The organism is Nitratireductor basaltis, assembly GCF_000733725.1.
Classification (GTDB): Bacteria; Pseudomonadota; Alphaproteobacteria; order Rhizobiales; family Rhizobiaceae; genus Chelativorans; species Chelativorans basaltis.
In genome coordinates this window covers 1985741-1999275 of the sequence record NZ_JMQM01000001.1, presented here as the reverse complement: position 1 = coordinate 1999275, position 13535 = coordinate 1985741, and the positions used below count along the sequence as shown (strand labels likewise).

Below are 13535 nucleotides of genomic sequence, written 5' to 3'. Positions count from 1 at the left end.
GATTGTCTGAGGGAGGAAGTCATGACCCTTGAATATATGCCAGGCTTCGGAAACGACTTTGAGACCGAAAGCCTGCCCGGCGCCCTGCCACAGGGACAGAACTCGCCGCAGCGCCCCGCCTATGGGCTGTATGCCGAGCAGCTGTCAGGTTCGCCCTTCACCGCACCACGCGGCACGAATGAACGCTCGTGGCTCTACAGAATTCGCCCCTCGGTGAAGCATACCGCCCGCTTCAAGCCGGTAACGCACAACTACTGGAAAACCGGGCCGGACCATGAGGAGCATGAGCTTCCGCTCGGCCAGCTGCGCTGGGATCCGCTTCCTCTTCCCTCTGAGGGCACGACCTTCATCTCCGGCATCCGCACCATTACCACTGCCGGTGATGCGCAGGGGCAATCGGGTATGGCCGCGCATGTCTATGTCGCCAGCATGGACATGGTGAACGAGCACTTCTTCAATGCCGATGGGGAGATGCTGATCGTGCCGCAGCAGGGCGGCATTCGCATCCGGACCGAAATGGGTATCATGGATGTCAATCCAGGTGAGATCGCGCTCGTGCCGCGCGGCATGATCTTCCGCGTCGAGCTGCTGGATGGCCCCGTGCGCGGCTATATCTGCGAGAATTACGGCGCGAAGTTCACCCTGCCAGACCGCGGTCCCATCGGTGCAAACTGCCTGGCCAATCCGCGCGATTTCAAGACGCCGGTTGCATGGTTCGAGGAGCACGACGAGCCCACGCATCTGAAGGTGAAGTGGTGCGGCCGCTTCTACCAGACGGAAATCGACCACTCACCGCTGGATGTGGTTGCCTGGCATGGCAACTACGCGCCCTACAAATATGACCTGTCCACCTTCTCGCCCGTGGGCGCGATCCTGTTCGATCATCCGGACCCGTCAATCTTCACGGTCCTGACGGCACCGAGCGGAGAGGAGGGTACGGCGAATGTCGATTTCGTCATCTTCCCGCCGCGCTGGATGGTGGCCGAGCACACATTCCGCCCGCCCTGGTACCACCGCAACATCATGAGCGAGTTCATGGGCCTCATCAAAGGGCAGTATGATGCCAAGGAAAAGGGCTTCGTGCCCGGCGGCATATCGCTGCACAACATGATGCTGCCGCATGGGCCGGACGCCTTCGGATATGAAAAGGCGACCCACGCGGAGTTGAAGCCGGTCAAGCTGGAGGACACGATGGCCTTCATGTTTGAAACACGCTTCGCCCAGCACGTGACTCGCTTCGCGGCCATGAGCAGCACGCTCCAGGATGATTATATCGACTGCTGGAGCGACCTGAAAAAGCGGTTCAACGGCACACCGGAAGGTGATTGGAGTTGACAGGCAGTCTTTGCTGCTGACCCATGTCCGACAGGGGGAGAGCCATGCGGTAGAGGCTGCATGGCCGAACAAATCACTACGAGGAGGAACATCTTGAAGCTAGCCAGTTTGAAGGACGGCACCCGCGACGGGCGCCTGGTCGTCGTTTCACGCGATTTGACCCGCTACACCGACGCCTCCTTTCTTGCGCGCACCATGCAGGCCGCACTTGATGACTGGGCGCGGGTCTCGCCGCATCTGGAGGCGCTGGCCGAAAGCCTCGATCATGGTGCGGTTCCCGCCGAACGCTTCCATGAGCATGACGCCATGTCGCCGCTGCCGCGCGCCTATCAGTGGGCGGACGGTTCGGCCTATGTGAACCATGTGGAACTGGTGCGAAAGGCACGCGGCGCGGAGATGCCCCAAAGCTTCTGGGAAGACCCGTTGATGTATCAGGGGGGCTCCGACAGCTTCCTCTCGCCCCGTGATCCAATCCGCATGGCTGACGAAGCATGGGGTATCGACATGGAAGGCGAGGTTGCGGTCATTACCGATGACGTACCGATGGGGGCCACGCCAGACGAGGCGCGCGATGCCATCCGTCTCGTCATGCTCGTCAATGATGTCTCCCTGCGCGGTCTCATCCCCGGTGAACTGGCCAAGGGCTTCGGCTTCTTCCAGTCCAAACCGTCTTCGGCCTTCTCCCCCGTCGCCGTGACGCCTGACGAATTGGGAGAAGCATGGGACGGAGGTCGGCTGCACCTTCCGCTCTGCGTCGATTTGAACGGCAAGCCAATCGGTCGGGCCAATGCCGGCATCGACATGACCTTCGACTTCCCGACACTTATCGCGCATGCAGCCAAGACACGCCCGCTTGCCGCAGGTTCGATCATCGGTTCGGGGACGGTTTCAAACAAGCTTGATGGCGGTCCGGGCAAGCCGGTGGATGAAGGGGGAGCGGGATATTCCTGCATCGCGGAAATCCGCATGATCGAGACGATCAAGGGCGATAAGCCGCAGACACCCTTCCTGCATTTCGGTGATATTGTCCGCATCGAGATGCGCGACAATGAAGGTCATTCCATTTTCGGCGCGATCGAGCAGGTGGTTGAACCGAGGGACTAGATTTGCAGAAATTCAGGATTGGTAGTGCTGGGTTGTTGTTTCTGATCTTCAACCTGGCAGGGATACCAATCCTGGGTCTGTTGATGCGGCCAATCTTCGTGGTGTTGTATTCATCGGGAGAACCGGGAGCAGCCAGAATCGCACTGGGTATCGTCTATTTCCTGTCGCTGCTTGGGACGAATATCGGCCCTGCAATCTGGGCCTGGAAGACAGAGCCGGTCCGATGGGTCGGAAGGGTCATCGGCGCATGGGCCGGCATTTCGTCGGTTGCTGCACTGGGGCTTGGTGCGATAACGCCATGGGGAATAGTGCAGACACTGGTGCTGCTGAGCATGATGAGGATAAGCTGAGAGCTGAATCCACGGGAGGCAGCTGAATCCGATGACCTTCATCTTGACCCTGCTCGGCATCGGGCTTGCCCTCGTCGCGCTGGGCTGGGCACTTCTGCTGAACCTGTCCTTTAGACTGGAAAAGAAGCGTTTCGGCTGGTCAGAGGACGAGGCGCTGGTGCGCTTCGTTTCGCTGCGCAGAGCAGCGGACAAGCGGGCCGAAAGACATATGCGCAGCTATATCAATGACGATCTGCGCGCCTTTGCTCACGGCATGGAGGAGGGCGGGCGCTACCGTCTCGCGCGCTGGTCGCTGCGCCTGGGCTATGCGCTGGTGGTGATTGCGGGCCTGGCCTGGTTCGGCCAGACCCTGTTGCAGCTGTGGTAGCTATTCCGCCGCATCAACCTTGATGACGCCGCGGCGGATCTGGTCTTCCTCGATGCTCTCGAAGAGCGCGCGGAAATTGCCTTCACCGAAGCCTTCATCACCCTTGCGCTGGATGAACTCGAAGAAGATCGGCCCGATGACGGTCTTCGAAAAGATCTGCAGCAGGATCTTGGTCATGCCGCCATTCACCACGCCTTCGCCATCGATCAGGATGCCGTGTTTCTTCATGCGCTCGATCGGCTCGTCATGGCCTTTGACGCGCTCGAAGCTCTTCTCGTAATAGACTTCCGGCGGTCCGGGCATGAATTTCAGGTCATTATCGGCAAGCCTGTCTGTCGCGTCATAGATTTCTTCGGTGCCAACGGCGATGTGCTGGATGCCTTCGCCCTTGTACTTTTTCAGATATTCGACGATCTGGCTGGTCTCGTCCTTGGACTCGTTCAGCGGAATGCGGATCTTGCCGCAAGGCGAGGTGATCGCGCGTGAGACGAGCCCCGTAATGCGCCCGTCAATGTCGAAATAGTGGATCTGAGTGAAGCCGAAAAGCTCACGATAGAAGGCCCACCACTTGTCCATGTTGCCGCGATAGACATTGTGGGTGAGGTGATCGAGATAGTAGAAGCCCACACCTTCCGGCTTCGGGTCACGCTCGCCGATCCAGTCGAATTCGCCGTCATAAGCCGAGCCCTTGTCGCCATAGGTCTCCACGAAGTAGAGCAGTGAACCACCTATGCCCACGATCGCCGGCACATTCAGCGTCTTGTCGTCGCCCTCATAGGGTTCGGCACCCTTTGCGACTGCATGCTCATAGGCATGTTTGGCATCAACCACGCGCCAGGCCATGGACGGGGCACAGGGGCCATGTTCGTCGACAAAGCGCATGGCGTGGCTGCCAGGCTCGGCGTTCACGATGTAATTGATGTCACCCTGCCGCCAGACCGAAATCTTCTTCGTCTTGTGCCGCGCGACCTCGCTATAACCCATCTTAGTGAAAAGCTCCGCGAGCTTTTCCGGCTCGGGATGAGCGAATTCCACGAACTCGAAACCGTCGGTGCCGGCAGGATTCTCCTTCGTGATTTCTGCTGGCGGTGCATCATGCGGGAACGGACCCATGGCTTCTCCTCCTCAAGGACTTTGCGATATCGCGCATTTTACTGCCCAGCCGATGCAAGTGCTTTGCATTTTGCGCTCCAAGATGCTTCCATGGTGCATGGAACGTGCATGTTTCGGAGGAGTATAGTGGATAGAGCGCATCTTGATCAGTTTGACCGCAAGATATTGGCGCATCTTCAGCGGGACGCGCGTCTGACGAACAATGATCTGTCGGAGCGTATCAATCTTTCCGCTTCGCAATGCTCGCGCAGGCGCCAGCGGCTGGAGGAGGCGGGGCTGATCCGCTCCTATCGTGCCGTGCTCGACCGGGATCTGCTTGGCCTGTCACTGGTGAACATCATCACGGTGACGCTGGCCACCCACAATCCCGACAATGCACGCCGTTTCGCCGAACTGTTGTCCGGCCTGCCGGAAGTGCTTGAGGCACATGCGCTGACAGGGGAGATGGACTATCTCCTCAAGGTCGTGACCCCGGATCTCAAATCATTGTCCGATTTCGTCAATGACGTGCTTCTGCCACACCAGTCCGTGCAGCATGTGAAGACGGCAATCGTGCTTCAGACATTGAAGGAAACCGCGGCGCTGCCGCTGTGAAGATGCCTGTTGCCCTCAGGCGCTTGTCTGCTGAACCATCGCATAGAGATTGGTGCAGCGTCCGCCGCTGCGGCAATAGGCAAGCACGGGTTTTGGAAGCTCGTTCAACAAGGCTGCCATGTTCCTGGCGTCATCCTCGGTGATCTCGCCCGGCACGACCGGCAGGAACCGGAATTCAAGTCCGGCAGCTTCGGCGGCCGCCTGAACCTCGTCATGAGGGACCGCGCCATCTTCGGAATCGGGACGGTTGCAGACTATGGATTTGAAGCCCGCTTCGGCGATCGCCTCGACATGGGCCGCCGCGATCTGTGGCGCTACCGCGAAATCTTCATCAAGGAACCGAGCCTGCATCGAACCACTCCCGACAAGGCTGCCGATGAGGCAGCCGGTGTAACCGTTATCCATGATTTGGCCCATCGGCCCCCTCGGTGCAAGTCGGCAGATGCGATTTCAACCTGCGATCAGTTTATAAACGAAAATGCAACCTTTGTGAGTCAGGGTGCCGGGTGAAGTGGCTATCGCCATATCTCAGGTTTCGAAGTGGGGGCGTTCAAGAAGACCATGCAGGGTCTGCAGGGAACGTTTCTATGGATATCCTCCTCGAATTCACCACGCCCTCCGACAATCAGGCAAAGCAGGCGACGCTTACCGGTGCGCAGCCCAGTTTCGATGTGAGCGGTTTGGCGATCACGCGTCTGCATGTGCGACGCGGTGAAATACAGGACTTTCAGCGCAGCGGCGATGATCTGGTGCTTTATCTGGACAGCGGCGGGACTGTCGTGCTTGTCGATTTCTTCGAGGAAGACGAAGAGGCCGCCCGTCCTGAATTGCATCTGCTCGACGACGACAGCGACTGTTTCGTGCATCTTGGCTTTGCGGACGATCTGCCGGGCGTCCTGAACGAGATCGTTCTGGATGAAGCCTGTTCCAACGCCGGTTTTGCCGGCTTCGGCGGTCTTGGCGGATTGACGGCGCCCCTCCTGCTTGGCCTTGGCGCTGCCGGTGCCGCTGGCGCGGCCATCTTGTTGAGCGACGATGATGACGGCGGCGCTGCGCCGCCCGCACGGATCCCGGAAGCACCGAAGCTGGTCGAAGTTGCACCAGACAGTGGCCTCCCCGGGGATGGCGTCACGAATGACAACATGCCCACCATCATGGGTACCTCCAGCGAGCCGGACGGCACGGTCATCACCCTCTATCTCGACGGGGAGGTCGTCGGATATGGGACCGTTGTTGACGGTCGGTGGAGTGTGGAACTCAGGGAGCTTCTTGCCGACGGTACGCACAGCTTTACCGCCACGCAGGAAACCTCTTCCGGCGAAGTTTCGACGCCGTCAGAACCTTTTGACGTGGTAATCGATACCAATGGAGGTGGCGCAAATCCGCTTCCTTCAACTCCGCCCACGGTGGACGCTTTTGCGGATGATACGGGCACGGTTGGGGACGGCATCACGAGTGATGCGACATTGTTCTTCTCGGGCACGGGCGAACCCGGCTCCATCGTCACTGTCTATATCGACGGCACAGCCATTGGCGAGATCGCGGTGGCTGCGGACGGTAGCTGGCGCCTGGACCATACCGACACGGTGCTGGCAGATGATACCTATCTGATTACAGCAACCCAGAAGGATATCGCAGGCAATCCGGCCTCCGATCATTCTGCACCCCTGGAGGTGACGGTCGACACAAATGGTGGAGGCACCGACCCCAGGCCCTCTGCTCCCCCAACCGTCGACGGTTTTGCTGATGACAACGGTGTGCCGGGAGACGGGATCACGAATGATCCGACACTGATTTTCAGCGGCACCGGCGAACCCGGGAACACTATAGAACTGTTCATTGACGGTGAACCGGTGGGAACCCAAACGGTCCAGGAGGATGGAAGCTGGAGCTTCGATCATTCCGCTGTCGTATTGCCCGATGGTACCTATACGATCACCGCGACCCAAACGGACCCCGCAGGCAATCCCGCATCGGAACCATCTGCTCCACTTGAAGTGACGGTGGACACCAATGGCGGCGGAGAAACGCCACTGCCTGTCGCTCCTCCCACCGTGGAAAGTTTCGAAACCGACAGCGGCATCATCGGTGATGGCATCACCAACGATGCAACACTCGTCTTTGCAGGAACCGCAAAACCCGGCTCGACGGTAACGGTTTTCCTCGACGCATTGGAGATCGGCACCGCTCTCGCCGATGCTCAGGGAAACTGGACGCTTGACCACTCGCAAACCGTGCTTCCGGATGGCACCTATTCCATCACCGCCACGCAGCAGGACGTTGCGGGCAATCCGCCCTCGCAAGCATCAGCGCCGCTTCAGGTGACGGTGGACACGAATGGTGGCGGTGAAACACCCCTGCCTTCCGCTCCGCCCACGGTTGATTCCTTCGCGGATGACAGTGGAATTGTCGGAGACGGGATCACCAATGATGCAACACTGGTTTTCACCGGCACTGGCGAGGCCGGGTCCACGGTTACGGTCCATGTCGATGGCGAACCAATCGGTACGGCGACTGTCGGTGCTGACGGGACCTGGAGCCTGGATCACTCGCAGACAGTGCTTCCCGACGGTGCGCATGTGATTACCGCCACGCAGGAGGATGCTGCCGGAAATCCGCCCTCCGCACCATCTGCCCCTCTCAAGCTTGCCATCGATACGAATGGCGGAGGCGCAACGCCTGCGCCATCTGCACCGCCGACCGTGGACAGTTTTGCCATGGATAGCGGGGTCATCGGCGACGGCATCACCAATGATGCAACGCTGGTATTCGCTGGATCGGCCAAACCGGGCGCGACGGTGACATTGTTCATCGACGATGTGGAAATCGGCACGGCTCTTGCCGACGCCAATGGGGACTGGACCCTCGATCACACAGCTGTCATCCTGCCCGACGGTCTTCATTCGGTGACGGCAACGCAACAGGATGTCGCCGGCAATCCGCCTTCTGAAGCATCCGCGCCATTGGATGTGACAGTCGACACGAATGGAGGTGGTGACACGCCCCAGCCGTCAGCGCCACCCACGGTCGACAGCTTTGCAGATGATAGCGGCATTGTGGGAGACGGTCTTACCAATGACGCGACCCTGATCTTTGGCGGCACAGCCGAACCCGGTGCGACTGTCACTGTTTTCGTGGATGGCGTCGAAGTCGGCACCACCATGGCTGATGCTGATGGCGACTGGTCGTTCGACCATACGGCCACCGTGCTGCCCGATGGGGATCACAGCATTACCGCGATACAGGGTGATGCAGCCGGCAATCCGGCTTCGGCGCCCTCTGCGCCCCTTGATCTCACGATAGACACCAATGGCGGCGGAGCCACGCCTCAGCCATCCGCGCCCCCGACCGTTGACAGCTTCGCGGACGATACGGGCGTGGTGGGCGACGGCATCACCAACGACGCGACACTCGTTTTCTCGGGCACAGGCAAGGCAGGTTCGGTTGTGACGGTCCATATCGACGGCCAACCGATCGGCACGACGACGGTGGGGACAGATGGCAGCTGGAGCTTCGACAACAGCGCCCAGGTCCTGCCTGACGGGGATTACGTTGTCACCGCGACACAGCAGGACATGGCCGGCAATCCGCCATCGGCTGCGTCCAACCCGATGAGTGTGACCGTCGACACCAATGGCGGCGGGGCAACACCTGCTCCTTCGGCACCGCCGACGGTGGACACCTTCGCCGATGACAGCGGTGTCGAAGGCGACGGCATCACCAATGATGCGACCCTGATGTTCTCGGGGACCGCAGAGGCCGGGGCGATCGTGACCGTTTCCATCGACGGGGTCGAGGCAGGAAGTGTTGTCGCCGATGTCAATGGCACCTGGACCTTCGATCACACAGGCACGATCCTCGGTGACGGCGAGCATCAGGTCACGGCCACGCAGCAGGACGTCGCGGGCAATCCGCCATCTGCCCCCTCGCTGCCTTTGGACGTGACGGTGGATACGAATGGCGGCGGACTGACGCCCTTGCCATCCCAGCCTCCCACCGTCGACAGTTTCGCCGATGATACGGGCGTGGTGGGAGATGGCGTGACCAGCGACAACACGCTGATATTCTCCGGCACGGCCGAACCCGGCGCGACAGTTACGGTCTATACCGGCGTGGATATCATCGGCACCTGCACAGCGGATGCCAATGGCAACTGGACGCTCGATCACTCCGCAACAGTGCTGCCGGACGGAACCTATGTCGTCACAGCCACGCAGCAGGACGTCGCGGGAAATCCCGTTTCACCGCCATCCCTTCCGCTGACGGTAACGGTCGACAGCATGATCGATCCACCGACCATCGACAGCTTTGCCGATGACACGGGCGCGGATGCGAATGACGGCATCACCAATGACGCATCTCCAACCATCTCCGGAACCGGCGAAGAGGGCGCAACCGTCGAGATCACCCTTGATGATGGTGCAGGCGGAACCGTAACCGGCACGGCAACGGTGACGGGCGGCTCGTGGACCTTCACCCCGCCTGCGGATCTGGCTGACGGCACATGGACAGCGACGGCCGTCCAGACGGACATTGCAGGCAATGTGTCGGGTCCGTCGAACAGTTTGCCAGTGACCGTGGACACGACCATCGTTCCACCCACTATCGACAGCTTCACCGATGACACCGGCGCCGACCCGGCCGATGGCACCACCAATGATGCTACACCGACCTTTACCGGTACGGGCGAGGAAGGTGCTCTGGTCGAGATCACGCTTGATGATGGTGCAGGCGGAACCGTAACCGGCACCGCAACGGTGACAGGCGGATCGTGGAGTTTCACTCCGCCGGCTGATCTGGCCGATGGCACATGGACGGCGACGGCGATCCAGACCGACATTGCAGGCAATGTCTCGGCTCCCTCGACACCTCCATTCCCTGTAACGGTGGATACGACCATCATCCCGCCAACCATCGACAGCTTCAGCGATGATACGGGCGTGGACCCGGCCGACGGCATCACAAATGATGCCACACCCACCTTCACCGGCACCGGTGAGGAAGGCGCGGTGGTAGAGATCACGCTGAACGATGATGCAGGTGGCACGGTCACGGGCACAGCAACGGTCACAGGCGGCACCTGGACCTTCACGCCGCCTGCCGATCTGGCCGATGGCACCTGGACGGCGACGGCCATTCAGACGGACATTGCGGGCAATGTGTCGGGTCCGTCTACACCTCCGTTCCCGGTGACAGTCGACACGACCATCATCCCGCCGACTATCGACAGCTTCAGTGATGATGCCGGCGTTGATCCCGCTGACGGCATCACCAATGATGCCACACCCACATTCACCGGCACGGGTGAAGAGGGGGCGGTGGTCGAAATCACGCTTGATGATGGTGCAGGTGGTACGGTCACAGGCACCGCGACGGTGACAGGCGGTTCGTGGTCCTTCACCCCGCCGGCTGATCTGGCTGACGGCACCTGGACGGCGACCGCCATCCAGACCGACATTGCGGGCAATGTATCCGGTCCGTCGAACAGTCTCCCGGTGACGGTGGACACGACCATCATTCCACCCACTATCGACAGCTTCAACGATGACACGGGCGCTGACCCGGCCGATGGCATCACCAATGATGCGACACCGACCTTCACCGGTACGGGCGAAGACGGCGCGCTGGTCGAGATCACGCTTGATGATGGCGCTGGCGGCACCATCACGGGCACCGCAACGGTAACCGGCGGTTCCTGGACCTTCACCCCGCCTGCCGATCTGGCCGATGGCACCTGGACGGCGACCGCGATCCAGACTGACATTGCCGGCAATGTGTCGGTTCCGTCGAACAGCTTCCCCGTCACTGTTGATACTGTCGTGGCCCCGCCCACTATCGACAGCTTCACCGATGACACGGGCGCTGACCCGGCCGATGGCATCACCAATGACGCCACACCGACCTTCACCGGTACGGGCGAAGACGGCGCACTGGTCGAAATCACGCTTGATGATGGTGCTGGTGGCACCATTACGGGCACGGCAACGGTGGCCGGCGGCTCGTGGTCCTTCACCCCGCCGGCTGATCTGGCTGACGGAACATGGACGGCGACGGCGATCCAGACCGACATTGCAGGCAATGTCTCGACGGTCTCCAACAGCCTCCCGGTGACGGTGGACACTGTCGTGGCTCCCCCGACCATCGACAGCTTTTCCGATGATACAGGTGTGCAGGGCGACTTTATCACCAGTGATGATACGCCGAGCTTCGCAGGTACCTGTGAAGACGGAGCGACGGTGGTCCTGACGCTGACCCGTTATGACGAACTGGGCAACGCGGTCGAGAACTTCAGCGACGTCGCCATCACAACCGGGACGTCGTGGGAGTTCGAGAATTTCACCGCCATGGCGGACGGACGATGGGAGGTGGTTGCAGCGCAGACAGACATTGCGGGAAATACCTCAGCCAATTCTACACCCTTCGAGGTAACTGTCGATACCACCACGCCATTCCTCACGCTCGAAGCGATGTCGAACGACTATGAAGTGGCAGACGACTACGTCACTCATGCGCAAGACTTCCAGTTGTCCGGGCAAGCCGACCCGGGTGCCATCGTAGAATTTTTTCTTGATGGTGCACCTCTTTCGTCAGTTGCTGCTGACGCTAGCGGGTTCTGGGAAAGCGATGTGATCGATATTTCCTCCCTGACAGGAGGTATGACCGCAGACATCACCGCGAGAATAACCGGCATCAATGGCCTGTACTCTGAAGAGGCGCGCACGATCTCGATTGTCGATCGCGTGGATGACCTCGGATTGATACACGACGCGCAGTTTGTAGGCCAGAACGCCGATGATCTAGTGGGGCGGTACTTGAGCAATATTGGCGACTTCAATGGGGACGGGATCGACGATTTTGTTCTGAGCGGCTACGGCAATGATGCCGTGGGTCAAAACGCGGGTGCGATCTACGTGATCTACGGGAAGGAAGGCGAACGCCTGGATGGACTGAACCTTGGCGCACTGACTGTGGATCAAGGGTTCCGCGTGCGCGCCGAAAGCGAGTATGACTATCTCGGCTTTTCCATCTCCGGTAGCGGTGACCTGAACGGTGATGGCCTAGCCGACCTCCTTGTTGGGGCACATCGCTACGGTACGGCGAATTCCGAGGCTGGCCGAGCCTATGTGATCTATGGAAAGGCTGGACATACTAACTTCAATATATCCAGCATGCCAGCCACCGACGGATACACTTTGACCAATTCCGGGTTCAACCAGACCGGGTCTTCGGTGTCATCGGCAGGCGACGTGAATGGTGATGGTATCGATGACATGCTCCTTGGCGCTACGAAAAACGCTGGAGGAGGCGCCAATGCAGGTGCAGCCTACCTCGTATTCGGCAAGGCAGGAACGTCTTCCAATATCGCTCTCAATACGCTCTCACCGGCAGATGGCATTCGCATTACCGGTGATCTGGCTGGTGACACTCTGGGAGAGTCTGTTTCCATTCTCGGTGACGTCAACGGCGACGGGTTCAACGACTTCCTCATAGGTGCTGTCGGACAGGACCCCAACGGCACAGCAAGCGGTGCTGCCTACATCGTCTATGGCAAATCCACGGGTTGGGCCGACATTGATCTTTCAAGTTTTTCTGCGAGTGACGGCTTCAAGGTAAGTGGTCTGGCTGCGGGTGACCGTCTGGGCGCATCCGTATCCAGCGCCGGCGATTTTAACGGTGATGGCATTGAGGACTTCCTCATTGGTGCGCCCGGGACCGACCACAATGGCACCGATACCGGGAGCGCCTACGTGATCTTCGGCGGTGCAGGTCTGAGCAGCATCGATTTGAGCACACTCACACCCGCACAGGGCACCGAAATCAGAGGCGTGCTCGCCGAAGGCGAATTGGGTGCAGTAGTCTCGTCAGCGGGCGATGTGGACGGGGACGGGTTGGATGACATTATTGTCAGTGTCCCGGATTCCGACGAGAAGGGTTCAGGGACCGGTTCCGCATACATCATCTACGGCAAGAGCGGAGGTTTGGGTACAGTTGATGTAACTGACTTGTCCACTCAGGATGGGTTCAAGGTCGTGGGGCGTGCTTCGGGAAGCAAAACCGGACATGCCGGCAAATCGGTCACCGCTGCGGGTGATGTTAATGGCGACGGGTTCGACGATCTGCTGTTAGGTGCACCCAGACCAAGCGGTACTCCTGGAACAGCGCACCTCATCTACGGCACAAGTCGCACCTCCCAGTGGATGGTGTTGGAGGGCACCAATGCCGATGACTGGATTACCGGCGGCGCGTCCTCCGACAAGATCACCGGTGGCGGAGGAGCGGATACATTGCTTGGCTATGGTGGAGATGATCACTTCATCGTCGCAGACACCGCTTTCAAGCGCATTGATGGTGGTGAAGGCGAGGACACTCTGATCCTCTCAGGCGGCGGTATCCACATCGACATGACTGCGCTGGACGAGTTCAGCATATTGGGTATCGATGTCGTGGACCTAACGGGGTCGGGCAACAATGAGCTGACTATTACCGAGCAGGATGTGCTGGACATGTCCGACAACGGGCTGTTGCGGATCGACGGCAATACCGGAGATCAGGTTCATGCCGCAGGCTTCACCGATACGGGATCGGATCAGGTGGTTGGAGACAGCACCTATGATGTCTACACTTCGGGATCGGCCACGCTCTGGGTGGAGCAGCAGACCCTGATAAGCTGA

8 protein-coding genes are annotated in these 13535 nt (G+C 59.8%); 6 read left to right on the top strand and 2 right to left on the bottom strand.

Annotation, left to right across the window (positions count from 1 at the left end):
* The first annotated feature begins 21 nt into the window (after nucleotides 1-21).
* From hmgA to EL18_RS09580, 4 genes are all read left to right on the top strand, one after another.
* Complete coding sequence (hmgA, locus tag EL18_RS09595; protein ID WP_036482282.1) at nucleotides 22-1335, top strand: homogentisate 1,2-dioxygenase; 1314 nt, start codon at nucleotides 22-24, stop codon at nucleotides 1333-1335.
* A 93-nt stretch (nucleotides 1336-1428) separates the two neighbouring features.
* The gene (locus EL18_RS09590; RefSeq protein WP_036482280.1) at nucleotides 1429-2439 is read left to right on the top strand and encodes a fumarylacetoacetate hydrolase family protein; all 1011 of its coding nucleotides are present in this window, start codon (nucleotides 1429-1431) and stop codon (nucleotides 2437-2439) included.
* A 32-nt stretch (nucleotides 2440-2471) separates the two neighbouring features.
* Complete coding sequence (locus EL18_RS09585; RefSeq protein ID WP_161781987.1) at nucleotides 2472-2789, top strand: hypothetical protein; 318 nt, start codon at nucleotides 2472-2474, stop codon at nucleotides 2787-2789.
* 31 nt (nucleotides 2790-2820) lie between these two features.
* Nucleotides 2821-3156, top strand: a complete 336-nt coding sequence (locus EL18_RS09580) for a hypothetical protein (RefSeq protein WP_036482276.1) — start codon at nucleotides 2821-2823, stop codon at nucleotides 3154-3156.
* Here the strand turns inward: EL18_RS09580 and hppD are convergent, their stop codons facing one another.
* Complete coding sequence (hppD, locus tag EL18_RS09575) at nucleotides 3157-4269, bottom strand: 4-hydroxyphenylpyruvate dioxygenase (protein WP_036482274.1); 1113 nt, start codon at nucleotides 4267-4269, stop codon at nucleotides 3157-3159.
* Between the two features lie 108 nt (nucleotides 4270-4377).
* Here hppD and EL18_RS09570 point away from each other — a divergent pair, with 108 nt between their 5' ends.
* Nucleotides 4378-4863, top strand: coding sequence for an Lrp/AsnC family transcriptional regulator (locus EL18_RS09570; protein ID WP_200875513.1), 486 nt, complete (start codon nucleotides 4378-4380; stop codon nucleotides 4861-4863).
* A gap of 15 nt (nucleotides 4864-4878) precedes the next feature.
* On the opposite strand, the gene EL18_RS09565 is transcribed toward EL18_RS09570, so the two are convergent.
* Entirely contained in the window at nucleotides 4879-5214 is a 336-nt protein-coding gene (locus EL18_RS09565; protein WP_036484446.1) for a protein tyrosine phosphatase family protein, read from the bottom strand.
* Nucleotides 5215-5450: 236 nt separating this feature from the next.
* On the opposite strand from EL18_RS09565, the gene EL18_RS09560 reads away from it, so the two are divergent.
* Nucleotides 5451-13535, top strand: coding sequence for an Ig-like domain repeat protein (locus EL18_RS09560; protein WP_036482268.1), 8085 nt, complete (start codon nucleotides 5451-5453; stop codon nucleotides 13533-13535).

Bases quoted from the DNA above. Each gene is read 5' to 3' on its own strand.
- hmgA (WP_036482282.1), top strand. From the start codon at position 22: ATGACCCTTGAATATATGCCAGGCTTCGGAAACGACTTTGAGACCGAA.
- EL18_RS09580 (WP_036482276.1), top strand. From the start codon at position 2,821: ATGACCTTCATCTTGACCCTGCTCGGCATCGGGCTTGCCCTCGTCGCG.
- hppD (WP_036482274.1), bottom strand. From the start codon at position 4,269: ATGGGTCCGTTCCCGCATGATGCACCGCCAGCAGAAATCACGAAGGAG.
- EL18_RS09570 (WP_200875513.1), top strand. From the start codon at position 4,378: ATGTTTCGGAGGAGTATAGTGGATAGAGCGCATCTTGATCAGTTTGAC.
- EL18_RS09565 (WP_036484446.1), bottom strand. From the start codon at position 5,214: ATGCAGGCTCGGTTCCTTGATGAAGATTTCGCGGTAGCGCCACAGATC.
- EL18_RS09560 (WP_036482268.1), top strand. From the start codon at position 5,451: ATGGATATCCTCCTCGAATTCACCACGCCCTCCGACAATCAGGCAAAG.